This is a genomic window from Streptomyces sp. 3MP-14 (genome assembly GCF_006334905.2).
GTDB classification, from domain to species: Bacteria; Actinomycetota; Actinomycetes; order Streptomycetales; family Streptomycetaceae; genus Streptomyces; species Streptomyces triticirhizae.
In genome coordinates, this window is sequence record NZ_VDLZ02000001.1 from 272,849 (window position 1) to 297,817 (window position 24,969).

General features: G+C 73.7%; 19 protein-coding genes and 1 pseudogene. 10 read left to right on the plus strand and 10 right to left on the minus strand.

The annotated features are described in order from the left end of the window. Positions 1-169: 169 nt before the first annotated feature. Positions 170-1,400 (minus strand): annotated as a pseudogene (locus FH609_RS01175) (IS4 family transposase). A gap of 1,283 nt (positions 1,401-2,683) precedes the next feature. On the opposite strand from FH609_RS01175, the gene FH609_RS01180 reads away from it, so the two are divergent. The 6 genes from FH609_RS01180 (at position 2,684) to FH609_RS01205 (ending at position 8,125) form a co-directional block, all read left to right on the plus strand. Then, a complete protein-coding gene (locus tag FH609_RS01180) occupies positions 2,684-5,584 on the plus strand; it encodes a CHAT domain-containing protein (RefSeq protein ID WP_139665688.1) in 2,901 nt (966 codons plus the stop codon). A 120-nt stretch (positions 5,585-5,704) separates the two neighbouring features. Further along, entirely contained in the window at positions 5,705-5,896 is a 192-nt protein-coding gene (locus tag FH609_RS31335; RefSeq protein WP_139665687.1) for a hypothetical protein, read from the plus strand. Continuing rightward, complete coding sequence (locus FH609_RS01190) at positions 5,880-6,407, plus strand: DUF6879 family protein (protein WP_139665686.1); 528 nt, start codon at positions 5,880-5,882, stop codon at positions 6,405-6,407. The genes FH609_RS31335 and FH609_RS01190 overlap by 17 nt, the downstream gene beginning before the upstream one ends. Further along, entirely contained in the window at positions 6,404-7,234 is an 831-nt protein-coding gene (locus tag FH609_RS01195) for a helix-turn-helix domain-containing protein (protein ID WP_226961302.1), read from the plus strand. The genes FH609_RS01190 and FH609_RS01195 overlap by 4 nt, the downstream gene beginning before the upstream one ends. 60 nt (positions 7,235-7,294) lie before the next feature. Continuing rightward, the gene (locus FH609_RS01200) at positions 7,295-7,519 is read left to right on the plus strand and encodes a DUF397 domain-containing protein (protein ID WP_139665684.1); all 225 of its coding nucleotides are present in this window, start codon (positions 7,295-7,297) and stop codon (positions 7,517-7,519) included. 90 nt (positions 7,520-7,609) lie between these two features. Then, positions 7,610-8,125, plus strand: coding sequence for a hypothetical protein (locus tag FH609_RS01205; protein WP_139665683.1), 516 nt, complete (start codon positions 7,610-7,612; stop codon positions 8,123-8,125). Here FH609_RS01205 and FH609_RS01210 read toward each other — a convergent pair. The 3 genes from FH609_RS01210 to FH609_RS01220 form a co-directional block, all read right to left on the minus strand. Continuing rightward, on the minus strand, positions 8,118-9,110 hold the full coding sequence (locus FH609_RS01210; RefSeq protein WP_139665682.1) for a peptidoglycan-binding protein: 993 nt from the start codon (positions 9,108-9,110) through the stop codon (positions 8,118-8,120). The two genes, FH609_RS01205 and FH609_RS01210, sit on opposite strands and share 8 nt — an antisense overlap. 206 nt (positions 9,111-9,316) lie before the next feature. Continuing rightward, a complete protein-coding gene (locus tag FH609_RS01215) occupies positions 9,317-9,967 on the minus strand; it encodes a response regulator transcription factor (protein ID WP_193317744.1) in 651 nt (216 codons plus the stop codon). After that, positions 9,958-11,115 (minus strand): sensor histidine kinase, encoded by a 1,158-nt coding sequence (locus FH609_RS01220; RefSeq protein ID WP_139665681.1) that lies wholly within the window; start codon positions 11,113-11,115, stop codon positions 9,958-9,960. Before FH609_RS01220 ends, FH609_RS01215 begins: the two co-directional genes overlap by 10 nt. Positions 11,116-11,331: 216 nt before the next feature. On the opposite strand from FH609_RS01220, the gene FH609_RS01225 reads away from it, so the two are divergent. Beyond that, on the plus strand, positions 11,332-11,943 hold the full coding sequence (locus FH609_RS01225; protein ID WP_139665901.1) for a DedA family protein: 612 nt from the start codon (positions 11,332-11,334) through the stop codon (positions 11,941-11,943). A gap of 121 nt (positions 11,944-12,064) precedes the next feature. Here the strand turns inward: FH609_RS01225 and FH609_RS01230 are convergent, their stop codons facing one another. Beyond that, positions 12,065-13,069: an arabinan endo-1,5-alpha-L-arabinosidase gene (locus FH609_RS01230; RefSeq protein ID WP_405378793.1), complete on the minus strand. Its 1,005-nt coding sequence runs from the start codon at positions 13,067-13,069 to the stop codon at positions 12,065-12,067. 157 nt (positions 13,070-13,226) lie between these two features. Between FH609_RS01230 and FH609_RS01235 the strand changes: the two genes are divergently transcribed. From FH609_RS01235 to FH609_RS01245, 3 genes are all read left to right on the plus strand, one after another. After that, positions 13,227-13,913 carry a helix-turn-helix domain-containing protein gene (locus FH609_RS01235; protein ID WP_139665680.1) on the plus strand — a complete coding sequence of 229 codons (687 nt, stop codon included), beginning with the start codon at positions 13,227-13,229 and terminating at the stop codon, positions 13,911-13,913. A 211-nt stretch (positions 13,914-14,124) separates the two neighbouring features. Continuing rightward, entirely contained in the window at positions 14,125-14,859 is a 735-nt protein-coding gene (locus tag FH609_RS01240) for an HAD family hydrolase (RefSeq protein WP_226961303.1), read from the plus strand. A 65-nt stretch (positions 14,860-14,924) separates the two neighbouring features. Further along, positions 14,925-17,369, plus strand: coding sequence for a glycoside hydrolase family 65 protein (locus tag FH609_RS01245; protein ID WP_193317762.1), 2,445 nt, complete (start codon positions 14,925-14,927; stop codon positions 17,367-17,369). Between the two features lie 1,275 nt (positions 17,370-18,644). Here the strand turns inward: FH609_RS01245 and FH609_RS01250 are convergent. From FH609_RS01250 to FH609_RS01270, 5 genes are all read right to left on the minus strand, one after another. Next, positions 18,645-19,340, minus strand: a complete 696-nt coding sequence (locus FH609_RS01250) for a D-Ala-D-Ala carboxypeptidase family metallohydrolase (RefSeq protein WP_193317743.1) — start codon at positions 19,338-19,340, stop codon at positions 18,645-18,647. 194 nt (positions 19,341-19,534) lie between these two features. Then, positions 19,535-20,425, minus strand: a complete 891-nt coding sequence (locus tag FH609_RS01255) for a universal stress protein (protein WP_139665677.1) — start codon at positions 20,423-20,425, stop codon at positions 19,535-19,537. 157 nt (positions 20,426-20,582) lie between these two features. Next, positions 20,583-20,990, minus strand: a complete 408-nt coding sequence (locus FH609_RS01260) for a nitrite reductase (NAD(P)H) small subunit (RefSeq protein WP_139665676.1) — start codon at positions 20,988-20,990, stop codon at positions 20,583-20,585. After that, positions 20,987-23,611, minus strand: coding sequence for a nitrite reductase large subunit NirB (nirB, locus tag FH609_RS01265; protein ID WP_139665675.1), 2,625 nt, complete (start codon positions 23,609-23,611; stop codon positions 20,987-20,989). The genes FH609_RS01260 and nirB overlap by 4 nt, the downstream gene beginning before the upstream one ends. Then, positions 23,608-24,864 carry an NAD(P)/FAD-dependent oxidoreductase gene (locus tag FH609_RS01270; RefSeq protein ID WP_139665674.1) on the minus strand — a complete coding sequence of 419 codons (1,257 nt, stop codon included), beginning with the start codon at positions 24,862-24,864 and terminating at the stop codon, positions 23,608-23,610. Before FH609_RS01270 ends, nirB begins: the two co-directional genes overlap by 4 nt. Between the last annotated feature and the right edge of the window lie 105 nt (positions 24,865-24,969).

The window sequence follows — 24,969 nt, forward strand, 5'->3', positions numbered from 1 at the left end:
TGTGGTTCTGGTTGGGGTGGTGAGGACGGGGGTGGGGTGGGGTGGTGGGGGTGGGTTGTGGTGGTGGGGGTGTTTGAGTTTCCAGCTGGTCATCTTGCGTTTGATGACGCGGGGGTTGGCGCGTGGGCGTCGTGGTGGGAGGAGTCGTTGGAGGATCTCGGTGATGGCGTCATGAAGGCGGCGGGTGAGGCGTGAGGGGGGAAAACGCCGCCTGGCCGGTGACGTGGCGGCGGACGACGCGCAGGGTGCGGGTGAAGGAGATCCGGTCCGGATCGTGCCGGCCGTGTTGGGCGGCCTGGTGGATCAGGTCGCGTAGCGCGTGGTGGACCAGGAGGAAGGCGAAGACTTCCTGTTCCACTCCGATGGGGTGGCGGGAGCGTAGGACGAGGCCGGGACCGCCTTGGTGGGTCTTGATCTCGTCCAGGGTGGTCTCGATCTCCCAGCGCTGGGCGTAGAGGGCTGCCAGCTTTCGTGGCGGGTGCTGTTCGGGGGTCGAGAAGGCTGGTGATCAGCCGGTAGACGACGGCGTCTTCGCCTGGTTGGAGGGTGTACTCGATCACGCGGACCGGTTGAAGGTCGGCGCGGCGGTGGTAGTCCCGTGCGGCGACGGTGTGGGAGAGATAGGAGCCGTCATCCATCTCCCGTACCACCGGCAACACGACGTCACTGGTCACCCGCCACAACAGGTCCGCGCCGCTGGCGCGGGCGGCCCGCCACAGATCGACACCGCGAAACCCGCGGTCGGCCAGCAACAGCATCCCCGGCGTCAACGCGGGGAACAGCCGCCGAGCCAGTGCGGTCTCCCCCACCGAGAGCGGTGCGGTGTCAGCGGCGAAGACAGCGTGTGTGCCGCACTCGACCAACGCCGCTACCCGCACCTGCGGATACGCGCCCTGGCCCTGTCCACGTCCCGTCCCAGGACGGCCGAAGAATCCCACGTTGGCCTGCGTGTCCGGCACATCGAACGTCGTGCCGTCCACCGCCACCACCCGCCAGGACCGATACCACGCTCCCACCGTGTCCCGACCAGCCACCGGCCGGCACACCCGCCCGAACAACACACGCAACGGCTCCACCCCCAACCGCAACCTCGCCCGTCCGATCGCCGGGGACGACGGCACCCGCCACCCCCGTTTCCACCGCCCCTCACGCTCCAACCCCTGCGTGAGCAAACGCGCGACCTCCTCATAGCCCTGCCCGAAAAACAAACACATCGCCAACACGAGATACATCACCACCCGCGCCGGCAACAACCGATGACGCTGCTCCACCCGCCCACACTCCGCCACCACCTCATCCACCAACTCCGGCGGAAACGCACGCGTCAACACACCCAACGCAATCCGATCCGAAAACCGACCACCAGACACCCGCTGCTTCAACTGACCAGGACGAGGCACACCCCACCCAACGACCAACCCACCCCAAAGACACCGGTATTGGGCCTAGATGGCGCACGACCGGCCGGGTGCGGGCGTAACGAATACCGGCAGGAGGCTGGCTGGGAAGGGGGGGCGCGGCTTCCGGGAGGTGGAGTTCGTTGCCGAACGGGGGTCAGCTCTGGCGGTGCGTGCCCTCCGGGCGCGGGGACCGCGCCTTGTTCGGGGGTCGGCCGGCGGCTGGGGGCGTGCGTGGCGCGCACCGGCTTCGCCGGCCTGCCCCGGCATGTCGCCCGTCTCGGATGTGACCGATCGTCGGGCGACTGAAGGGGGGCGGCCCTCTCCGCTCCACTCCGCCGGCAGGACGGGGCGCCGGTTAACGACTACGCTGCCGCGCGAACATCGCCTGCCGGTGGGGTAGTCCGCGCCTTGTCGGCTTCCGGGCAGGGGGGTGGGGGTCTCTTTCTGTAGGTGCCCGTCTAGAGTTGAACGATCTGTTCACTTCTAAACGGGCACCTAGAAAAAAGGTCCCCCACCCCCCGGCGCGCCCGCCTTCGGGAGTCGGCGGCGCGCGGACTACCAAGACGGCAGGCGATGTTCGCGCGGCAGCGTGGTCGTTGACCGAACTCGACGAAGCGCCGCACTTCGAAACGACGACCGGTACGGGCCTCTTGAGTCGCCCGATGATCGGTCATGTCCGAGACGGGCGACATGCCGGGGCAGGCCGGCGAAGCCGGTGCGCGCTACGCACGCCCCCAGCCGCCGGCCGGCCCCCGAACTCGGCGCGGTCCCCGCGCCCGGAGGGCACGCACCGCCAGAGCTGACCCCCGTTCGGCAACGAACTCCACCTCCCGGAAGCCGCGCCCCCCCTCCCAGCCAGCCCCTTGCCGGCATTCGTTACGCCCGCACCCGGCCGATCGTGAGCCATCTAGGCCCGGCGTAGTAGCCCGCGCCAGAACCTTCCACCCCCGCAACGAGTCTCGTCGACCAACAAACGACCAGTCGGGCTGCCCCGCACCGGCCACCGGCCCGCACCCGAAGGCCCCGGCGCTCGGGGCCCCCAGGGCCCCGGCGCCGCACGCGCCCCGCAGCGCGCACGCCGCCGCGACCCTCAGACCACCCGCGCGGCGGGCCGGTGCCTCGCTTCCACCGTCCCGACGGTATGCCGCGCTCGAGACGTCGCTCAAGTAAGGCCGGGCGGCTGCGGGTTGGGGCGGCGTCACCGACCCGGCGGCCCCTCCGCGCTCCCGGCATGGTGGCATCCTTGCGCCGTGGCCGGGTGGTCCGGCCGAGGGGCGGGTCGAATGCGGGACCAACTGCTGGCGGCGCTCGACGCGCGGCTGTCGCGGATCGCGGGCGAGGACTTCACCCCGGTGCTGGAGCCCGAGGCGGTGGCGGAGGCGCGCCGACTGGCCGACGTGCTGGACGCGGACGACGGGCTCGGCCATTTCGTCCTCGGCTGGTTCCACTGGGCCCGCACCCTGGCGCTGCCCAGCGAGCAGGCGCCGCCCGAGGCCGAGGCCGCGCTGGCCGCGTTCGCGACCTACTTCCGGTACGTCGAGGGGGAGCCGGACGCCGCGAACGGGACCTATGGGATGCCGGCGGAGCTGGTCGCCGCCGTGGTGGACGCCGCCGCTCCCCGGGCCGTCCGCCTCGCCGAGGAGTTGGCGGCCGAGCCCGAGCCCGTCCTGGCGCACGCCGCCGTCGCGCTCTGGCTGCGCGTCATCGCGGCCACCCCGCCCGAGCACCCCGCCCGCGCCGCCCGCCTCTCCACCCTGGCCGCCGTGCTGCGGGAACGCTTCCAACTCCTCGGCGACTGGCCCGACATCGAGGCCGCCGTCGAACTCGGCCGCGACGCCGTGGCCGACACGCCCCGGGACGCGCCCCACCGGTCGGCGGTCCTGAGCACCCTGGGCGCCGCCCTGCTCGACCGCAGCGGGCACTTCGGCGCGGCCGACGATCTCTCCGAGGCCGTCACGCTCCTCTCCGAGGCGGCCGGGGCCGACGCCGACGCCCGTCAGACGGCGGCGACCCTGGCCAACCTCGGCGGCGCGCTCCGCCGCCGCTTCCTGGCGGCGGGCGACCCGGCCGACCTCGACGCGGCCGTCGACGCCTGGGCCGAGGCGGCCGCGCTCGGCGGGGAACGCCAGCCCGCCCGGCTGGTCGGGCTGGCCAACGCGCTGCTGACCCGCCACGGCCACCGGGGCGACCCGGCCGATCTCGACGCCGCCATCGGCTGGTTGGCGGGCGCGGTCGAACGGGCCGGCGACGACCGGGCGTTCGCCCACGCGTTCGCCACGCTCGGCATCGCCCGGCACACCCGCTTCGAGGAACGGGGCGACCCCGCCGACCTGGATGACGCGATCGACGCCGGCCGCGCGGCGCTGGCCGCCACCCCGGAGCCAGGGCCGGCCCGCGCGAGCCACCTGCTGCACCACGGCCTCGCGCTGCGCGCCCGCCACCGGCTCGGCGGGCCGGACGAGGCCCGCGCGGCGGCCGACGCGGCCGAGGGCGCGAGCGCGTGGCAGGAGGCGCACGCCATGGCGAGCGCGCCCGCCGGGCTGCGCGTCGAGGCCGCCGCGCGCCTCTCCCACCTCCACGAGGAGGAAGGGGAGATCGGGCGGGCCGCCGACGCGGCGGAGGCGGCCGTGTCGCTGCTGCCCCTGGTCAGCCCGCGCCGGCTGCGCCCGGCCGAGCAGCGGAGCGCGCTCGGCCGCTACCCGGGCCTGGCCAGCCGCGCCGCCGAGCTGGCGCTCGCCGACCCGCGCCACGCCCCGCCCGCCCGCGCCGAACGGGCGCTGCGCCTGCTGGAGGCCGGTCGGGCCGTGCTGCTCGGCCAGGCCCTGGAGACCCGCGACGACCTCGCCGAACTACGAGTTCACCACCCGGAGTTGGCGGAGCGGTTCGTCACCTGGCGCGACTGGCTGGACCGGGCCGACACCGACGCGGCCGACACCGACGCGCTGCCGGCGGGCGCCGACCGGGCGCGGCCGGCGCGCGAGGTGGCGCGGGTGCTGGCCGAGATCCGCGCCCGGCCCGGCTTCGAGGCGTTCGGACGGCCGCCCACCGTCGAGGAGTTGCGCGGGCAGGCCCACGAGGGGCCCATCGTCGTCCTGACCTGCGGGGAACGTGCCGGGCACGCGCTGCTGCTCACCCCCGAAGGGGTGCGCGCGCTGGAACTCCCCGCGCTGACCGCCCCGTTGACCGCGCGCCGGGTGGACGCGCTGCGCCACGCGCTGCGGCTGGCCCGTTCCGGCCGGCTGCGCGCCCAGCGGCTGCGGGGGCAGGCGACGGTCAACGCCGTCCTGGAGTGGCTGTGGGACGCGGCGGCCGGGCCCGTGCTCGACGCCCTCGGGATCGCCGGGCCCGGGGCCGACGGCTCCTGGCCGCGCGTGTGGTGGGTGCCGGGCGGGCTGGTGGGCCTGCTGCCGCTGCACGCCGCCGGGCACCACAGCGACCCCGCCGAAGCGCCGAACCGGCGCACCGTCATGGACCGCGCGATCCCCTCCACCGTTCCGTCCGTGCGGGCGCTGCGCCGCGCCCGCGAACACCTGGCGCGGCTGGCCGAACGGCCGGCCGAACCCGCCCGCGGCCTGGTCATCGCCATGCCCACCACGCCGGGCCTGCCCGGCGGCGGCCGCCTCCGCCACGCGGCGGCCGAGGCCGACCTCGTGGCCCAACAGGCCGCCGAAACCGTGTTGTTGACCACCCAGGACGGGCACCCGAACGCGGCCGGGGCCCCGACCGCCGACCGCGTCCTCGCCGCACTCGCCGACCGCTCCCTCGCCCACTTCGCCTGCCACGCCGAGGGCCAGGACACCGACCCGGCGCGCGGCCGGCTGCTGCTCGCCGACCACGCCGAGCGCCCGTTCACCGTCGGAACCCTCGCGACCGCCCGGCTGGAACGCGCGGAACTCGCCTACCTCTCGGCCTGCCACACCGCCGCCGGCGCGACCAACGGGCTGGCCGACGAGTCGCTGCACCTCACCTCGGCGTTCCAACTCGCCGGCTTTCCCCGCGTCATCGGCACCCTCTGGGAGGTCGACGACCGCATCGCCCTCGACATCGCCGAGTCGTTCTACGCCCGCCTCGCCACCACCCCGGCCCACGCCCCCGCCGCCCTGCACGCCACGATCCGCACCCTGCGGGACGCCTACCCCAACCTCCCCACCCTCTGGGCCGCCCACCTCCACGCCGGAGCGTGACCCCGTTCCGCGCGGAGCCCTCCCACGCGGTTTCCAGTAACGGAAACGGGATGGACTTGCTCCGCAGGGTGAGCAACGGCAGGATCGGATCTGGCAACGTACAAGGGAAAGGGTGGGGGCGTGAAGCTGACCCGCTTGGTGGGGGAGTGCACAAAGGGAGACTGTCCGACGATCTACGCGACGGATCGCGGGACGTTGGTCGTGCAGGGCCGCAGGGTGGAGGGACACCGGCTGCGCGTTCCCGGACATGAAACCCTGGTGGAGATTCCGGCGGACCTCATTCGAAAGGCAGTTCGTGACAACCTCGTCTAAGTCACTCGGGGAATGGTTCGACGACTTCGAGCGGGAGGCGTTCCGGCTGGAGACCCTGGACGAATACGGCAAGTCCGGTGACTCGGCGGCCTACCAGGCGTTTCTTGCGGGTAAGCCGCAGCCAGAGTCGTTTCGGGACGCCGATTGGACGCGGACGATCGGAGGCGCCGTCCAGGCGGGAAAGCGCATGTACCGCGTCCACATCCTCTCTCGCCCCCTGACCGACTACCTGCGGTTCGAACTCGGTTGGGGCTATCTGCGCAACATGAGGGCGGGGGAGGAGTTCTTCATCCTCGACACCACCGACCAGGAGAATCCGATCCCGGATGCCCCGGACTTCTGGCTCTTCGACGAGCGCGTCGTCGGGGCCATGCGGTACGACGACGAGGGCGCGTTCCTCGGCGCCGAGTTCCCCGCCGAGGACCAGCTTCCCCGCTTCCTCGCCTACCGGGACGAGGCGTTGGCGCGGGCCGTGCCGTTCGCCGAATGGTGGGCCCAGTACGGCGCGTGAACAGAACGGGACTCGGGGCGGCGCTGCGGGAACTGCGGGAGACCTCCGGCCTGGAGGCCAAGGCGGTCGCCCGCAGCGCCGTCATGTCGCGCTCCAAGCTGTCCAAGATCGAGAACGGGCACACGGCTCCGAGCGTCACGGATGTTGACTGCATCCTCACGGCCCTGGGCGTGTCCGCCGAGGTCAAGGCCGAGTACATGGCGGCCGCCCGGGAGGCCGCGACGGAGGTGACGGCCTGGCGCCTTGTCGGCCGACTCGGCTACAGCCGTAAGCAGCAGCAGATCCAGGCGCTTGAGTCGAGCATGAGTCTGCTGCGTCTGTTCCAGCCCTCGGTGATTCCCGGCCTCCTCCAGACCCCCGAATATGTACGGGCGATCTTCGCTGGAACGCCTCTGTCCCAGGAGCAGTTGGAACGCACCATCGGCGCTCGGCTGACGCGGCAGCGTGTCCTCTATGCCGAGGGCAAGCGGTTTCGCTTTCTCATCACCGAGTCCGTTCTTCGCTGGCGGATCGTTTCTCCTCTGATGATGGTCGGGCAGTTGGACCGTCTGGTGTCCCTCTCCAGGCTGCCCAACGTCGATATCGGTGTGGTCCCCTTCAGCGCGCGACAGAACGACTTCCCTGGGCACTCCTTCGTCCTCAAGGACGACCGCATGGTCACCGTCGAGACCGAGCACGCGGAGCTCGTGGTGACGGACCCCCGGGACATCGCCCTGTATGTGGACAAGTTCGACCGGTTCAGCGAGGTCGCCGTGCACGGTGACGAGATGCGGACGCTTGTCACCGGCATCAGGGACGCGTATTTGCGCGAACAGGAAACCGGCTAGGAGACGGGTACTCACGGGGTCATCATGGTCTCGCGTTGTTCGGACCAGAAAGGCGCGGACATGACTGATCTCTATGAAATCCCCATCGGGGAACCGGAATTCGCGAGGGCGTGCGGTGGCAACACGCATCCCGACGGGGAGGCGTGCGTGACCCTGGCGAGGATCGGGCCGGACGCGTGGGCCCTGGGTGACAGCAAGCGCCCGGACGCTGAGCCGTTGCGGTTCACCACCGGGGAGTTGAACGCGGCCGGCATCGACCCGGCGCGGTTCGACCTGCTCGCCTGATCGCGGGCGTCAGCCCTGCGGGCGGTCCCGCCCGGTGCCGGGCAGGACCGCCCCTTCTACCGTCCAACCGACCCCTCGCATCGGAGAGCTGTGCACCACCACGGGTATCTGTGGCTCGGAGAGAAGAGGACCTTCGACCGGGAGAGCGTTCGGCGGCCCGCGCCGCAGGCGCCGGCGGCCGGGTGCGACGCGGAGGTGCGGGAGCGGCATCGGGAGGCCGTCGCGGCGTACCCGACGTCGGAGGTGCCGCCGCTCCAGACCTCGCACTGGCTGCTGAAGCCGCCGGCGCTGGTGCGCGGCACCTGGGCGCAACCCCGGGACGCCGGCCGGTGGTTGGGGGAACGCCTGGCGGAGGTCGCGCCGCGTTTCGCGGGCGAGGCGGACCGGTCGGCGGGCCGGCTGGCCGGCCTGGTGGACGCGGCGGTCGAGCGGCTGGCGCGGGGCGGGGACGTGTCCCTCGGGCACTATCTGCGGGGCACCCTCTTCCACTCCGTCGCCCTGGTCACCTGCGCCCCCAACCGCGCCGCGCCCGAACTGCCCTGCCCCACCGGCGGTCACGGTGGCGGCGGCGACGGCGCGCCGCCGCCCCGTGGGCCGGTCAGTTGACGAGCGCGCGCCAGGTGACCGGGCCGGCCACGCCGTCCGCGACGAGGCGGTTGACGCTCTGGAAGCCGCGCACTGCGGTGTCCGTCACCGCGCCGAAGTCGCCGTCCACGACCAGGCCGGCGCTGCGCTTGTTGAGCGCGGTCTGGAGGCCGCGCACGGCGTGGCCGCCGGCGCCGCGCCGCAGCGAGGGGGCCAGCACGGGCCAGGTCGCGGGACCCACCTGCCCGTCGGCGACCAGCCCGGCGGAGGACTGGAAGGAACGCACGGCGGCCGCCGTGACGGAGCCGAACGCGCCGTCCACGACGAGGCCGGCGCCGCGCTGGTTGAGCAGGTGCTGGATGGCGCGCACCCGTTGGCCGGCGGCGCCGGGGTTGATCCGGGACCAGCCGCCCCTGAGGTCGCTGCCCCTGGCGTTCAGGAACGGCACCGGGTCGACGGCAGCGCCCAGGCTGCCGGAGTGGGTCTCGAAGTGCAGGTGTGGGCCGGTGACATTGCCGGTGGCGCCCATGTCGCCGATGCGTTGGCCGGCGGAGACGCTCTGGTTGAGGGAGACCCGGAACGCGTTGAGGTGGCCGTAGTAGGTGAACAGGCCGCCGGAGTGCTGGAGCACGATGCCGTTGCCGGTGCGGCCGGGCAGCACGGCGGAGCCCCGGCGGATGACGGTGCCGGCGGCCGCCGCGTAGACGGCGGTGCCGACGGGGTTCGAGATGTCCTGGCCGGCGTGCCGGGCGCTGCCGCGCGGGGCGCCGAAGTGGCCGCCGGAGGGGAACGAGCCCTGGGCGGGAACGCACCAGGCGCCGTTGAGCGCGGCGGGCGCCGGGCCGTTGGCGGTGCCGGCGGTGCCATCGGCGGCGCGGGCCGTGCCGTGCAGCCCGGCGAGGGCGAGGCCGAGGCCGGCCCCGAGCAGGAGTCGCCTGCGGGACGGGCGGCCTTCGGCCGGTTCGGTGGCGGGGTGGGGTTCGGGCGCCGAGCAGCTGACGCACATGGCGGTGTCTCCTTCGCGGCGTCACGGGCGGAGCCGGCTACGGGTGGGCGCCGGCCCGGTTGGTTCCCGCACTCTCCCCGCGTAGACATGCTCGCGTCAACACCCCGTTCCCCGTCAACTGCCCCCGTGCGAGGGGGACTTGAGCGCGAGGGGGGGCCGCCCGGCCCCAACCCCCTCCCGCCGCGCGCCGCGCACGCGGCGCGCGGCTATGCGCCGAGGTAGCGCAGCACCGCGAGGACGCGGCGGCTGTGGGTGGTGGCGGCCAGGGCCGTCAGGTCCAGCTTGGTGAAGATCGCGTTGACATGCTTCTCGACCGCGCTGCGCGAGATGAACAGGCGGGTGGCGATGGCCGCGTTGGTGTGGCCCTGGGCCATCTCCGTCAGCACCTCCCGCTCGCGCGCGGTCAGCGCGTCCAGGGCCCGTTCGTGGCCGCCCCGGGCGAGGAGCTGGCGGACGACCTCGGGGTCGAACGCGGTGCGGCCGGCGGCCACCCGCTCCAGCGCGTCGAGGAACTCCTCGATCTCCACCACCCGGTCCTTCAGCAGATAGCCGACGCCCTCCGGCGAGCCGGTCAACAGCTCGGTGGCGTAACGGCGTTCGACGTACTGGGAGAGGACCAGCACGCCGACCGCCGGCCAGCGTTCGCGGATGGTGAGCGCGGCGCGCAGGCCCTCGTCGCGGTGGTGGGGCGGCATCCGCACGTCGATCACGGCGACGTCCGGGGGTTCGTCGGCGACGGCGGCCAGCAGGGCCTCGGCGTCGCCGACGGCGGCCAGCACCCGGTGGCCCTCGTCCGCGAGGAGCCGGGCGAGGCCCTCGCGCAGCAGGGTCGAGTCGTCGGCGAGGATCAGGCGCATGGCAGCTCCGCTGTGATGACGGTGGGCCCGCCGGGCGGGCTGTGGACGGCGAGGTGCCCGTCGAGGGCGGCGACCCGGCGGGCCAGGCCCAACAGCCCGCCGCCGGCCGGGTCGGCGCCGCCGCGCCCGTCGTCGGCGACCCGCAGCGCCAGGGCCGGCCCGGGGCGGCCGGTGACGGTGACGGCGATCTCCCGGGCGTCGGCGTGCTTGACCGCGTTGGTGACCGCCTCGCACACCACGAAGTACGCGGCGGTCGCCACCGGCCTGGGCGGCTCGTCCGCCAGCTCGGCGCGCAGCAGGACCGGCAGCGGGCAGCGCTCGGCGAGGGTCTCCAACGCGGCGGCCAGGCCGGCCTCGTCGAGCACCGTCGGGTAGATCCGCCAGGCGACCTCGCGCAGCTCGGTCAGCGCGAGGGCGGCCTCCCGCCGCGCCTGGCCGAGGAGTTCGCCGGCGCGCTCGGGGGAGCGCTGGGCGCGGCTGATGGACAGGCCGAGGGCGACGAGCCGCTGCTGCACCCCGTCGTGGAGGTCGCGTTCGATGCGGCGCCGCTCCTCGGTGATGGCCTCGACGACGCCCGCGCGGCTGTCGGCGAGTTCGGCGATCCGGCGGCGCAGGGTCTCCCGTTCGCTGGGCCCGAGGAAGTGGTGGGCCAGCCGGGCCTCCAGGGTGATCAGCCCGGACATGCCCTGGACGGTGAGGAAGAGCAGGAACGCGCCGCCGATGCCGGAGGGCACGGTCACGGTCGGCGAGAACACCAGCCACGCCCACACGAGCAGCGAGCCGTAGACGACGCTGACCAGCAGCGAGGCCAGCACCAGCGCGCCGAGCGCGGCCAGCGCGAGGCGGCAGGTGAGATAGGGCAGCGCGCGGTGCGCCGGCCAGGTCTCGGCGATCTCGACGCCCAGGAAGCGGATCAGCCGGGCGCGTTCGAGCCGGGTGGCGCGCGCGACGAGCGGCGCGAACGGCGGCCCGTCCGCCCGGCGCACACGGCCCAACGCGCGCTCCGCGCCGCCGAAGGCGCCCCCCGCGACATCGATCGCGCGCCCCGCCCAGCCGAGCAGGACGACGGGCAGCAGCAGAAGCCCGGTGCCGGCCCCGGCGGTGATGCCGGTCAGCTCACGGAGCCGTCGGCGCAGCTGTTCTCGCACATCGGTGAACGGTAGGCGACGCGTGGGGCGGCCGGTACTGCGGTCGACCACAGGGCGGGGTGGGGTCGGCCGGACGGCGTGCCCGGGGGCGGACCGCGTGGCGGCGGGGCCCCGGCGACTTGTAGCGTCTGCCGTGTGATCGTATCCTCCGCAACGCACCAACTCGCTTCCTCGGCCGAGGACCCGGGCGGCATCGCCGGGTGGGCCACCGACCTGATGGAGGCGATGGGGGCCCCGGGCGCCGGGCTGGCCATCGCCCTGGAGAACCTGTTCCCGCCGCTGCCCAGCGAGATCATCCTGCCGCTCGCCGGCTTCACCGCCAGCCGGGGCGAGATGAACCTGTGGGCCGCGCTGGTGTGGACGACGATCGGCTCGGTGGTCGGCGCGCTGGCGCTCTACTGGGTGGGCTCGGCCCTGGGGCGGGAGCGGCTGATCGCGATCGCGGAGAAGCTGCCGCTGGTGAAGATCGCCGACATCGAGAAGACCGAGGCGTGGTTCGCCAAGCACGGCAACAAGGCGGTCTTCTTCGGCCGGATGATCCCCATCTTCCGAAGTCTGATCTCGATCCCGGCCGGCGTGGAGAAGATGCCGGTCCGCACCTTCCTGCTGCTGACCACGGTGGGCAGCGCCATCTGGAACAGCATTTTCGTGGTGGCCGGCTACCACTTGGGCGAGAACTGGGAGGAGGTGACCGACTTCGTCAGCGTCTACTCCAAGGTGGTGCTCGTGGTGGTGGTGCTGGCGCTGGTCGGCTTCATCGTCTACCGGGCGACCCGCCCGGGCGGGGGCAAGCGGCGCGCCTCCTCCAGCCGGGGCTCCGACGGCTGACCGACGCCCGGCCGGTTGCACGAGGGACCGGCCGCACGAAGGGCCGGCCGCACGCGACGCGCGGCCCCGTTCCCGCCGGTTCGCCCGGCCGGGGACGGGGCCGCGTTCCGGTCTTCGGACCTCAGTAGGCCACCGGCCAACCGCTGCTCCAGTCCAGGAGGTTGACGCCCAGCTTGGGCGCGCCGTTGTCCTCGCCGTCGTAGTAGTGGTAGACGAGCAGGTCGCCGTCCACGTCGCTCAGGACGCTCTGCCCGCCGGGGCCGATCCAGCGGCCGTGGCTCTCCAGCACGAACGTGCCGCCGCCGTTCCGCAGGTCCACGCCGTTCGCGTCGAGGAACGGACCGGTGGGGCTGCTGGCCCGGCCGACCCGGATGCGGTAGGTCGAGTCGGTGCCGGCGCAGCAGGTGCCGTACGAGTTGAAGAGGTAGTAGAAGCCGTCGTGCTTGACCAGGGCCGGGCCCTCGATGCCGCCGTCGGCGGAGGCCACCGGGTGCAGCGCGGTGTCGCCCGGGAACTGCTTGCCGGTGGCCGGGTCGATCTCGACGACCTTGATCCCGGTCCACCAGGAGCCGAACGAGAGCCACCAGCGGCCGTCGTCGTCCACCAGCAGGCTGGGGTCGATCGCGTTGTAGTCGTTGGCGGCGGTGGTGCGGTGGACCATGCCCTGGTCGGTCCAGCTGCCGGGCAGGCCCGTGTCGCTGGTGGCAAGGCCGATGGCGGAGTTGTTCTGGCCGAAGTTGGAGACCGCGTAGTAGAGGTAGTACCGGCCGTTGTGGAAGGAGACGTCCGGCGCCCACGGGTTGCGGTCCGGGGAGATCTCGCCCCACCAGTCCAGCGGCCCGGTGAACGCCGAGCCGGCGTCGGTGAACGCGGTCCGGTCGGGGGAGATCCGCGCCTCCAGCAGGTCGTTGGAGCCGTAGACCACGTAGCCCTGGTCGGTGCGCACCATCGAGGGGTCGTGGATGCCGATGTCGCCGGTGACCAGCCCGGGCGGCGGATAGGCGGCGGAGGCCGTGGGCTGCCACAGCAGCAGGGCGCAGGCCAGGCCGAGGAGGCTGGCCAGCGCGGCGCGCGTCAGATGTCGGGAACGCCGGGCTCGCCCGCGCGCCGGTGGGGGGAAACGCACAGAACTCTCCTTGTTCAGACAGGATTTGGCGTGGGAATGGTCGCTTCTCCGTGCGAAAAGGTTGCCGGGCCGCCCATGTGATCGGCGTCACATCGGCGCGGGTGTGGGCGGCGATGATCAACGAGCGCGCCCGGCCCGTTCCAGCGAGGGTGAAGGGGTGGAGAACCATCGCACGGACGTCGGGCGCAGGATCGCGCTGCGCCGCGAGCAGTTGGGCCTGGACCGGGGCGCGGTCGCCGAGAAGGCCGGGGTCGCCCCCGAGTACCTGCGCTACCTGGAGGAACGGCCGGCCTCGCCGAGCTACGCCTCGCTGACCCGGGTCGCCCGCGCCCTGGACACCACCGTCGCCGAGCTGAGCGGCGGCCCGCCGCCCAGCGGCACCGCCCCGCCCGAGGTCAGCCACCGCGAGGGGCTGCGGACGCTGGACGAGGACACCTGCTGGGAGCTGCTCGCCGAGCACAGCGTCGGCCGGGTCGCGGTGGCCACCGACGGCGGCCCGGCGATCGTGCCGGTGAACTACGCGCTGGACGACCGCGCGCCGCACCGCCGCGCGCTGGTCTACCGCACCGCGCCCGACGCCGCCCCCGCCCACGCGGTCGACGCCGACGAGCTGGCCTTCGAGGTCGACCACCTCGACGAGGCGCAGCGCGTCGGCTGGAGCGTGCTGCTGGTCGGCCCGGCCCGGCCGGTCACCGACCTCGACGAGATCCAGTCGCTCACCGAGCGGCTGACCGGACCCGAGGGCGAGCCCGACGCCAGCGAGCCGTGGGCCGGCGGCGAACGCGACCTGTGGGTGCGCCTCACGCCGCACCGGGTCACGGGCCGGCGGGTCACCCTCGCCTGAGCCCTGAGCCCTGAGCCCTGAGCCCTGAGCCCTGAGCCCTGAGCCCTGAGCCCTGAGCCCTGAGCCCTGAGCCCTGAGCCCTGAGCCCTGAGCCGGCGCGGCCCGGCGGGATGTGCCCGTTCGGGTGGGTTTGCGGGGCGGGCGGCGGCGGGTTCCCATGGAAGGAACGCCACGGCCGGTCCGTGGCCGACCAGGGAGGCGGTGGTGCCCGGTGACTGCGACCGTGCCGGACCTGTGGGAGTGCCACGCGGTGATCTTCGACACCGACGGGGTGATCACCGACTCGGCCTCGGTGCACGCCTCGGCCTGGAAGGAGGCGTTCGACGAGGTCCCCGGCGTGGACCCGCCGTTCGACGCCGACGAGGACTACCGCCGCCACGTGGACGGCAAGTCCCGGCTGGACGGCGCCGCCGCGTTCCTCGCCGCCCGGGGCATCGACCTGCCGGTCGGCGACGTCGAGGACACCCCGGGCACCGAGACCGTCTGCCAGGTCGCGGCCCGCAAGGAGGAGGCGTTCATGCGCCGCCTCTCCGAGCGCGGCGTCGACGTCTTCGCCGGCACCGTCCGGCTGTTGAACAAGCTGCACGAGGCCGGCGTGCCCTGCGCCGCCGTCTCCTCCTCCCGGCACGCCAGGGACCTGCTGGCCAGGGCCGGTGTCCGCTCCCTGCTGGGCACCGTCGTCGACGGCAACGACATGGCCAGGCTCGATCTGCCGGGCAAGCCCGACCCGGCGCTGTTCCTCGAGGGCGTGCGCCGGCTCGGCTGCGAGCCGTCCACGGCGGCCGTCGTCGAGGACGCGCTCGCCGGCGTCGAGGCCGGGTCGCGCGGCGGCTTCGGCCTGGTCGTCGGCGTCAACCGCGCCGAGACCGAGGACGCCGCCCACGACCTGAGCGAACACGGCGCCGACCTGGTCGTGGACGACCTCGCCCGCCTCGTGCGGAGGTGACCGACATGACCGGCACGACCAGCGGAACCCCGGGCGCGACGACGGAGTGGACCCCCGCCGAGCCGATGGAACGGTGGGACGCCTGGGCCGAGGGGGAGCGGCAGATCGACGGCTGGGAGTGGACCTACGAGGGCTACGACCCGCGCGAGGAACGCCTCCGCGAGGCCCTGTGCACGCTCAGCAACGGCTACTTCGCGACCCGGGGCGCCGCGCCCGAGACCGAGGCCAGCCCCGCCCACTACCCCGGCACCTACGCCGCCGGCCTCTACAACCGGCTGACCTCCTCGCTCGCCGGCCGCCGGCTGCCGCACGAGGAGATCGTCAACCTGCCCAACTGGCTGCCGCTGCGCTTCCGCATCCACCCCGACGAGGGCGCCACCGGCGAGTGGTTCACCCCCGACCTGCACCCCGAGGGGCTGCTCCGCTACCACCAGGAACTGGACCTCAGGCGCGGCGTCCTCAACCGCGAGGTGCGCTTCCGCGACCCCCACGGCCGGCACCTCAACATCCGCCAGTCCCGGCTCGTCTCCATGGCCGACCCCCATCTCGCGGCGCTGCGCACCGAGTTCACCGCCGAGGACTGGTCGGGCTCCATCGAGGTCGAGTCCGCCATCGACGGCCTGGTCGGCAACACCGGCGTCGCCCGCTACCGCGACCTCGCCAGCCACCACCTCACCCGCATGGGCACCGGCGTCGAGGAGCCCGACGTGGTGTGGCTGCGCTGCCGCACCAGCACCTCCGACGTGCGGATCGTGCTCGCCGCCCGCACCCGCGCCACCCCGCAGGGCCCGCCCGAGGCCACCCACGACCGGCTGACCGACTTCCGCGCCGCCCAGCGAATGATCCTCCCCCTCACCCCCGAGGAGCCGCTGGCCGTCGAGAAGGTCGTCGCCCTGCACACCTCGCGCGACCAGGCGATCGTCGGCCCGCTGCCCGCCGCGCTGGAACGGGTGCGCGCCGCGCCGGACTTCGAGGGCGTGCTGGCCGACCACGCCGCCGCCTGGGCGCGGCTGTGGCGGCGCGCCGACCTTCAGGTGCCGGGCGAGCCGGGGCATGTGCTGCGGGTGCACATGTTCCACCTGTTGCAGACGCTCTCCCCGCACAGCGCCGACCTGGACGTCGGCGTGCCCGCGCGCGGGCTGCACGGCGAGGCGTACCGGGGGCATGTCTTCTGGGACGAGCTGTTCGTGCTGCCCTACCTCAACCTGCACTTCCCCGAGCTGTCCCGGGCGTTGATGGGCTACCGCCACCGCCGGCTGCCCGCCGCGCTGCGGGCGGCGGCCGAGGCCGGCCGGGAGGGCGCCATGTACCCGTGGCAGTCCGGCTCGGACGGCGGCGAGGAGACCCCCGAGGTCCACCTCAACCCGCGCTCAGGGCGCTGGCTGCCCGACAACTCCCGCCTCCAGCACCACGTGGGCTCGGCCGTCGCCTACAACGTGTGGCGCTATGGACAGGCCACCGGCGACACCGAGTTCACCCACACCAGGGGCGCCGAGATGCTCACCCAGATCGCCCGCTTCTGGGCGGCGATCTCCGAGTTCGACCGGAACGAGGGCCGCTACCGCATCCGGGGCGTCGTCGGGCCCGACGAATACCACGAGGCGTACCCGGACGCCGAGCGCGCCGGACTCGACGACAACGCGTACACCAACGTGATGGCGTCCTGGACCCTGGCCCGCGCCGCCGAGCTGGTGCGCACCATGCCGGTCTCCCGCCGCGCCGAACTCGTCGACCGCGTCGGCCTGTCGGAGGGCGAGCCGGAGCGCTGGGACGAGGTCTCCCGCCTGCTGCGGGTCCCGTTCCACCAGGGCGTGGTCAGCCAGTTCGACGGTTACGGCGAACTCGCCGAACTCGACTGGGACGGCTACCGCCGCCGCTACGGCGACATCCGCCGGCTCGACCGGCTGCTGGAGTCAGAGGGCGACTCGGTCAACCGCTACCAGGCGTCCAAGCAGGCCGACGTGCTGATGCTCGGCTATCTGCTGACGCCGGGCGAACTCACCGAGCAGTTCGCCCGGATGGGATACGAACTCACCGAGGAGCAGTGGCGCTGCACCGTCGACTACTACCTCCGGCGCACCAGCCACGGGTCCACGCTCAGCGGCGTGGTCCACGCGTGGGTGCTCGCGCGGGCCCGGCACGCGGACGCCTGGTCGTTCGTCAAGGAGGCGCTGGCCAGCGACGTCGCGGACATCCAGGGCGGGACGACGGCCGAGGGCATCCACCTGGGCGCGATGGCCGGCACCCTCGACCTGGTGCAACGCGGGCTGACCGGGCTCCGCTCCGAGGAGGGCGCGCTCTGGCTCGACCCGTCGCCGCTGCCGCAACTCCAGGAATTCGGCTTCTCGTTGCGCCACCGGGGCGTCGGCCTGCGGCTGCGGATGCGGCCCGGCCAACTGTGGATCGGCGTCCCGCCGTGGGAGACCTCCCCGGTCCGCGTGGTCCTGGCGGACCGCACGGTGGAGGTCGCCCCGGGGGAGGACACGGCGCTGCGGCTCTCCGAGGGGTAGCCGAACCGGGGCGGAGTGGTGGTGGGTGCGGGTGGTGGTGGTTGGGTGCGGGGTTTGTCTGCGGGCCGGTGGCCGGTGCGGGGCAGCCCGACTGGTCGCCGTCCCTCGACGAGACTCGCTGTGAGGGGTTGGGGCTCTGGCGCGGACCACGACGCCGGGCCTAGATGGCGCACGATCGGCCGGGTGCGGGCGTAACGAATACCGGCAGGAGGCTGGCTGGGAAGGGGGGCGGGGCTTCCGGGAGGTGGGGTTCGTTGCCGCCAGGGGTGGTGGGTGATGGCGACCGTGCCCCACGGGCGCAAGGACTGCGGCTTGTTCGAGGGTCGGCCGGCGGCTGGGGGCGTGCGTAGCGCGCACCGGCTTCGCCGGCCTGCCCCGGCATGTCGCCCGTCTCGGATGTGGCGGATCGTCGGGCGACTGAAGGGGGACGGCCCGCCGCCTCACCCCTGCTGGCAGGACGGGGCGTTCGGTCAACGACCACGCTGCCGCGCGAACATCGCCTGCCGGTGAGGTAGTCCGCGCCTTGTCGGCTTCCGGGCAGGGGGGTGGGGGTCTCTTTCTGTAGGTGCCCGTCTAGAGTTGAACGATCTGTTCACTTCTAAACGGGCACCTATAAAAAAGGTCCCCCCACCCCCCGCGCGCCCGCCTTCGGGAGTCGCCGGCGCGCGGACTACCAAGACGACAGGCGATGTTCGCGCGGCAGCGTGGTCATTAAGCGAACACCCCACCCACCGCCCGCCCAACACAGAACCAGCACCAGCCTGCGAGTCGTCCGACGATCGGTCACGTTCGAGACGGGCGACATGCCGGGGCAGGCCGGCGAAGCCGGTGCGCGCTACGCACGCCCCCAGCCGCCGGCCGACCCTCGAACTCGGCGCGGTCCCCGCGCCCGGAGGGCACGGTCGCCATCACCCACCACCCCTGGCGGCAACGAACTCCACCTCCCGGAAGCCGCGCCCCCCTTCCCAGCCAGCCTCCTGCCGGTATTCGTTACGCCCGCACCCGGCTGGTCGTGTGCCATCTAGGCCAGGCGTCGTGGTCCGCGCCAGAGCCTTCCGCCCCCACAACAGCCTCGTCGACCGACAAACGATCAGTCGGGCTGCCCCGCACCGGCCACCGGCCCGCAGACAAACCCCGCACCCGACCACCACCACCCGCACCCACCCACCCACCCACCACCGATCCGCGACGACCCACAAGAGAGACCCCGGGAGGCGTCATTCGCCTCCCGGGGCGGGAACCCGCCGTTCGCCCCCAGGGCGAACGGCGGTCCGGTCAGATCCCGCAGCTCGGCGCCGACCAGCGGCGCGTGCTCTGGCCCGCCAGATGCGCGTGGTCGTTGTGGCCGGGGAAGCCCGGGCCCAGGATGTGGTTGAAGCCGTGGTAGCGCGCCTGCTTCACGATCGTGCAGAAGCTGGGCGAGCCGGTCAGGTCGATCGCCGTGCCGTAGAGGTGGTTGCTGCCGGCGGCCCCGCCGGCCGCGTTGTTGCAGGCGTGCGAGCGGAAGCCGCTGCTGGTGGTGAGGGGCCGGTCGCCGAGCGCGTGGCGCAGCGCCTCCAGCTTCCACATCGCCCGCAGGGCGTTCTGTTTGGCGGTCGCCGCGCTGACCGCCCCGCCCGACCAACTGCTGTTGCAGCGGTTCATCTCGGCGTAGGTGAAGTGGATCGGGGTGCAGTCGTTGTCCTGGAGCGCGTAGATCTTGCTGTAGGTGTTCGGGCCGGCGACGCCGTCGGCCGACAGGCCGTACGCCTGCTGGAAGCGCTTGACGGCGGCCTTGGTGGCCGGGCCGAACTTGCCGTCGATCGCCAACTGGGCGCCGTAGCCCGGGTAGCCGGCGACCCGGATCTGGAGCTGGGTCACGTCGTTGCCGCTGTGGCCCTCCTTGAGGGTGCGGTTCCAGGTGTAGCACCCGTCGGCCTGCGCGGTGCCGGCGGTGGCCACCGTACCCACTAAGGCTGCTGATGCGATCATGACAAACGTGAGGAACATGCGAAGGAGACGACTCAAGGTGGCACCTCCGTGAGGGGAGTGGGAACACGAGCGTGCCCGAGGGAGTCAACGCGCGTCAACCACGCGTGCGACGCGCGTAGTTGAGGATCTTTCGGGCGCGGCGGAGGCGCGGCACCCGGGCCCGGGCACCCGACGCGCGGTGCCCCGAGTCCGGCTCAGTCGCCGTGCGGGACGACGGCGACCGGCGTGCGGGCGTGGTGGAGCGCGGCGTGGGTGACGGGCCCGGCGCGCATGGCCAGCAGCGGGCGGCGCGTTCGGCGTCCCGTGACCACCAGTGCGGCGTGCACGGACGCCGCGTCCAGCAGCACCTCGGCGGCGTTCCCGTACCGCAGGTGTTCGATCACCGGGACGCCCGGGTAGCGCTGGCGCCAGGGCGCCAACACCCGGACCAGCTCCTCGCCCTGGCGGGCCTGGAGGTCCAGGTGCTCGTCGTTGTTCTCCAGGTTCTCCGGGGGCGTGGAGCCAAAGAGCGAGGGCGTGCCCCAGGCGCGCACCGCGCGCACGGCCGCGCCGCGCGCCGAGGCCGTGGTGAAGGCGAACTCCAGCAGCGTGGCCGCCGGTTCGCCCATGTCCTTGAGGCCCACCACGATCTCGTCGCCCTCGGTCGCCTCCCCTGGCGCCCGGTCGGTCGGCTCCCCGTACGGGCCGGAGCGGACGAGGACCACGGGCCGCGTGCTGTGGGTGATCACCGGCAGGCCCACCGAGCCCAGCAGGAAGCCGGCGATCGGGCCGTGGCCCCGGGAGCCCATCACCAGCAGCTCGGACTTCGCGGCCTGCTCCACCAGCCCGGCCGTGGCCATCTCGGCCAGCAGCTCGGTGCTGATGGTCAGCCCCGGGTGGCGGTCGGCGACCTCGTCGTGGTGGTCCTGGAGCAGCTGCCGGGACGCCGGCTCGTCCGGCACCGGCGGCGCGTACAGCGGCTCGTTGATCCAGGCGTGCACCAGGTGCAGGGGCAGTCCGCGACGCGCCGCCTCGCGGGCCGCCCACTCGGCGGCGGCCCGGCTCTGCGGGGAGCCGTCCACGCCGACGGTGATGGGGCGGGTCATGGCGTACCTCGTTCCGGCCTTGTTCTCGGCGACGGCGGTGGTCCCACGCCGTGGAACACACCCTCGCCCCCACCATCCCGGGTCTCCCGCCGGGCGGCGAGTCAGGGGCGCCCGCCCGGGGCACGCCCCCGCGCCTCCCCGGCGTGGCGGATCGGCGTCAGCGCGTCCGGACCGGGTAGACCGGCAGCGCCAGCGACGGGTCGTCGGGGGCGTCCAGGCAGGCACCCGTCACCAGGTCGAAGCGCTGCTTGAGCAGCGGTGAGGCGACAAACGGGCGGTCCTCGTTGCCCGTTGAGCCCAGCAGGCCACGGGAGAGCACCCAGGCGCCGGTGAACGGGTCCTGGTTGCCCACCGCGTAGGCGCGGCCGTGCCGGTCGACGAAGACGGCGGCCTGCCGCCCGTCCGGCAGCAGCACGGCCGCGCCGCGCCCCGGCACCAGCTCGGCGAGCCGGCAGACGGGGACCCACGCCCCCTCGTGGGCGATCTCCAGCACGGTGGTCTCGGGGGCGGTGGTCCCGGGGGCGACGGTTCCCGGGCGGGCGAGCGTGGCGGTCGAGGTGGTCATGAGGGGTTGCTCCCTTCCAGGGTGCGGACGGGCAGCGTGGGCCCGGCCAGCACGGTCAGATCCGGCTTGTGCTGGTCCCGTTCCTCGACGAACCGGACCGAGGGGTCGGGGGTGCCGGGCGCGTTGACGAAGGAGACGAAGCGCGCCAGCTTCTCCGGGTCGTCGAGCGTCTCGGCCCACTCGTCCCGGTAGTTGGCCACATGGGCCGCCATCTGGGCCTCCAGCTCGTCGCAGATGCCCAGCGAGTCGTGCACCACCACGTCCCGCACGTGGTCGAGGCCGCCGCCGATCCGCTCCAGCCAGACCGAGGTGCGCTCCAGCCGGTCGGCGGTGCGGATGTAGAACATCAGGAACCGGTCGATCAGCCGGACCAGCTCCGCGTCCGACAGGTCCTGCGCCAGCAGGTCGGCGTGGCGCGGGGTGGCGCCGCCGTTGCCGCCGACGTGCAGGTTCCAGCCGTTGGCCGTCGCGATGATCCCGAAGTCCTTGCTCATCGCCTCGGCGCACTCGCGGGCGCAGCCGGAGACGGCGGACTTCAGCTTGTGCGGGGAACGCAGCCCCCGGTAGCGCAGCTCCAGGTCGATCGCCATCCGCACGCTGTCCTGCACCCCGTAGCGGCACCAGGTGGAGCCGACGCAGCTCTTCACGGTGCGCAGCGCCTTGCCGTAGGCGTGCCCGGACTCGAAGCCGGCCTCCACCAACCGGGCCCAGATGAGCGGCAGTTGGTCGACGCGGGCGCCGAACATGTCGATCCGCTGGCCGCCGGTGATCTTGGTGTAGAGGTTGAAGTCGCGGGCCACCTCGCCGATCACGATCAGCTTCTCCGGCGAGATCTCCCCGCCGGGGATGCGGGGCACGATCGAGTAGGAGCCGTTCTTCTGGAGGTTGGCGAGGAAGTGGTCGTTGGTGTCCTGCAACGCGGCCTGCTCGCCGGCCAGCACATGGTTGTCGGCGCCGATGCTGGGCGCCAGCGAGGCGATGATCGAGCCGACCGCCGGCTTGCACACCTCGCAGCCGTCGCCGCCGCGCGCCTCGGCCCGGCCGTGCCCGTCCAGCAGCTCCCGGTAGGAGGTGATCCGCAGGCTGGCCACGATCTCGAACAGCTCCTGCCGGGTGTGCGCGAAGCAGCCGCACAGCCCGTTGTCCACGGCGATCCCGCCGGCCTCCAGCGCGGCGTTGACCAGCTGGCCCAGCACCTTGACGCAGGAGCCGCAGCCGGTGCCGGCCCGGGTGCACTTCTTCACCTCGGGCACCGAGGTGCGGCCGTCCTCGGTGACGGCCGCCACGATGGCGCCCTTCGTCACGTTGTGGCAGCTGCACACGACCGCCGCGTCCGGCAGCGAGGCCGGGCCCAGCGCGGCCGCCGGCGCCAACCCGGCCGGCAGCACCAGCTGTTCGGGCGCGGCCGGCGGCACCGAGCCGGTCAGCGGGCGCAGCAGCCCGTAGGAGTCGGCGTCGCCGACCAGCACCCCGCCCAGCAGCGTGCCGTCCTGGCCGATCACCAGCTTCTTGTAGACGCCGGCGCGGGAGTCGGCGTAGACGACGTCGAGGCAGTTCTCGGTGCGGCCGTGCGCGTCGCCGAAGCTGGCGACGTCCACGCCCAGCAGCTTGAGCTTGGTGGAGGTGTCGGCCCCGGTGAACGGCGTGGCCGCCCGGCCGGCCACCACGTCGGCCGCGGTGGCCGCCATCTCGTAGCCGGGCGCGACCAGGCCGTAGACCGTTCCGTCGCTGGCCAGCGCGCACTCGCCGACGGCCAGCACGTTCGGGTCGGAGGTAACGCACCGCTCGTCCACGGCGATCCCGCCGCGCTCGCCGACCCGCAGCCCGGCCGCCCTGGCCAGCTCGTCGCGGGGGCGGATGCCGGCGGAGAAGATCACCAGGTCGGTGGCGACGGTCGAACCGTCCGACAGCACCATCCCGTTGACCGCGCCCCGCCCGTCGGTGGTGATCTCCTGGCCGCCGACGCCGGTGTGCACCAGCAGGCCCAGCTCCTCGACGGTGCGGCGCAGCGCGTTGCCGCCGCCCTCGTCGACCTGGAGGGCCATCAGCCGGGGGTGGAACTCGACGATGTGGGTGGTCAGGCCCAGGTCGCGCAGAGCGCCGGCCGCCTCAAGGCCCAACAGGCCGCCGCCGACGACCAGTCCGGTGCGGACCCGGCCCGCGTGGTCGCGTATCGCCTCCAGGTCCTCGATGGTGCGGTAGACGAAGCAGCCGTCGGCCTCGCGGCCCGGCATCGGCGGGACGAACGGCGACGAGCCGGTGGCCAGCACCAGCGTCGTGTAGGGGACGACGCGGCCGGAGCGGGTGGTGACGGTGCGGGCCGCCCGGTCCAGGGCGACGGCCGGGTCGCCCAGCGACAGCTCGATGCCGTGCCGCTCCAGGAACCCGTCGGGGACCAGGGAGAGTTCCTCGGCGCCGGTGCCGGAGAACCAGGAGGTCAGATGGACCCGGTCGTAGGCGGGGCGGGGCTCCTCGGCGAGCACCACCACCCGGGCGCGGGCGGTGACGCCGCGCTGGGCCAACTCCTCCAGGAGGCGCTGGCCGACCATCCCGTGGCCGACCACCACCACCGTCTCCTCCGTCTCCTCGGGCGGGACGGGACTCGGCGACCGCTCGGTCATCTTGACAACCCTCCGTCGTCGGTCAGCAGATGGAGCAGGGGCGCGTCGGGCAGCGGCTCGTCGCCCTCCCAGGCGCGGGCCAGGGTGCCCACGCCGCCGAGGTCGCCGACGAGCACGCCGCCGCGCAGCCGGTCCTCCCGGACCACGAGCCTGCGGTAGGCGCCCCGGGTGGCGTCGGCCAGCCGGATCTCCTCGTCGCCGGGGCCGGCCTCGGGCACGCCGAACGCGGCCAGGTCCCACGGCTCGTCGGCCGTCGCGCCCAGCGTGAGCCGGGTCAACGATCTGGTGCCCCGGTAGCGTTGGTCGCCGCCGGTGAGCACCGAGGCGAGCACGTCCGCCTGGTCCTGGGCCGGAACGGCCAGGCCGTAGAGGCGGCCGGCGTGTTCGGCGCAGTCGCCCAGCGCGTGGACGGCCGGGTCGCTGGTGCGCAGCGCGTCGTCCACGGCGATCCCGCCGTGCGCGCCGAGCGCCAGCCCGGCCGCGCGGGCCAGCGCGACGCGGGGGCGGACCCCACGGGCCACCACCACCAGCGCCGCCTCGTGCGCGGTGCCGTCGTCCAGGACGACGCCGGTGACATTCCCGGCGTCGGCGCGCAGCGCGCGCACCGCGCGCCCGGTGCGCACCGCGACGCCGGCGTCCGTCAGCCGGGCGCGGAGCAACGCGGCTGCGTTCGCGTCGAGTTGGCCGGCCATCAGCCGCTCGGCCGCCTCGACCAGCAGCACCCGGCAGCCGCGTTCGGCGAGCGCGGCGGCGGCCGAGGCGCCCAGCGGGCCGCCGCCCACCACCACGGCCGGCACGCCGGGCCCGGCGGCCCCGGCGACCGCGTGCGCGTCGTCCAGGGTGCGCAACGCGTGGACGCCGGCGGGCGGTTGGCCGCCCGTTCCGCCCTCGGGCTCGGTGGGCGGGGCTGGAACCGGCTCGCTGCCGGTCGCCAACACCAGGACGTCGTAGGGGATTTCGGCGCCGGCCGCGTGACCGCCTTCGGCGCAGCGCACCAGCCGCCGTTCCCGGTCGAGAACGGTGGCGGTCAGGCCGCCGCGCCAGGTGACGGCCGGCCCGGCCGACGGCAGGGTGATCACCTCGGCCGGGTAGCGGCCGGCGACGACCTCGGCGAGCAGCACCCGGTTGTATGCCGGGTGCGGCTCCTGCGCCACCACCGTCACGGCGAGTGCCGGGGCCGCGCCCAGCGTGCGGGCCAGCCGCGCGCCGGCCATCCCGCCGCCGACGATCACCACCCGGGTTGTCTCACTCATGTCTCTCAGTATCGGGGCGGCTGTTACCCGACCGCATCGCCTCCGTTTCCCCGGCGCAACGCTGATCTCAGCGGGCGCCGGGGCGCGGTGTGAGAGAGCGGGCCG

Excerpts from the sequence above, each read along its gene's own strand:
- FH609_RS01180 (WP_139665688.1), top strand. The coding sequence starts at position 2,684 with ATGCGGGACCAACTGCTGGCGGCGCTCGACGCGCGGCTGTCGCGGATC.
- FH609_RS01200 (WP_139665684.1), top strand. The coding sequence starts at position 7,295 with ATGACTGATCTCTATGAAATCCCCATCGGGGAACCGGAATTCGCGAGG.
- FH609_RS01210 (WP_139665682.1), bottom strand. The coding sequence starts at position 9,110 with ATGTGCGTCAGCTGCTCGGCGCCCGAACCCCACCCCGCCACCGAACCG.
- FH609_RS01215 (WP_193317744.1), bottom strand. The coding sequence starts at position 9,967 with ATGCGCCTGATCCTCGCCGACGACTCGACCCTGCTGCGCGAGGGCCTC.
- FH609_RS01225 (WP_139665901.1), top strand. The coding sequence starts at position 11,332 with ATGGAGGCGATGGGGGCCCCGGGCGCCGGGCTGGCCATCGCCCTGGAG.
- FH609_RS01245 (WP_193317762.1), top strand. The coding sequence starts at position 14,925 with ATGGAACGGTGGGACGCCTGGGCCGAGGGGGAGCGGCAGATCGACGGC.
- FH609_RS01250 (WP_193317743.1), bottom strand. The coding sequence starts at position 19,340 with ATGATCGCATCAGCAGCCTTAGTGGGTACGGTGGCCACCGCCGGCACC.
- FH609_RS01255 (WP_139665677.1), bottom strand. The coding sequence starts at position 20,425 with ATGACCCGCCCCATCACCGTCGGCGTGGACGGCTCCCCGCAGAGCCGG.
- FH609_RS01260 (WP_139665676.1), bottom strand. The coding sequence starts at position 20,990 with ATGACCACCTCGACCGCCACGCTCGCCCGCCCGGGAACCGTCGCCCCC.
- nirB (WP_139665675.1), bottom strand. The coding sequence starts at position 23,611 with ATGACCGAGCGGTCGCCGAGTCCCGTCCCGCCCGAGGAGACGGAGGAG.
- FH609_RS01270 (WP_139665674.1), bottom strand. The coding sequence starts at position 24,864 with ATGAGTGAGACAACCCGGGTGGTGATCGTCGGCGGCGGGATGGCCGGC.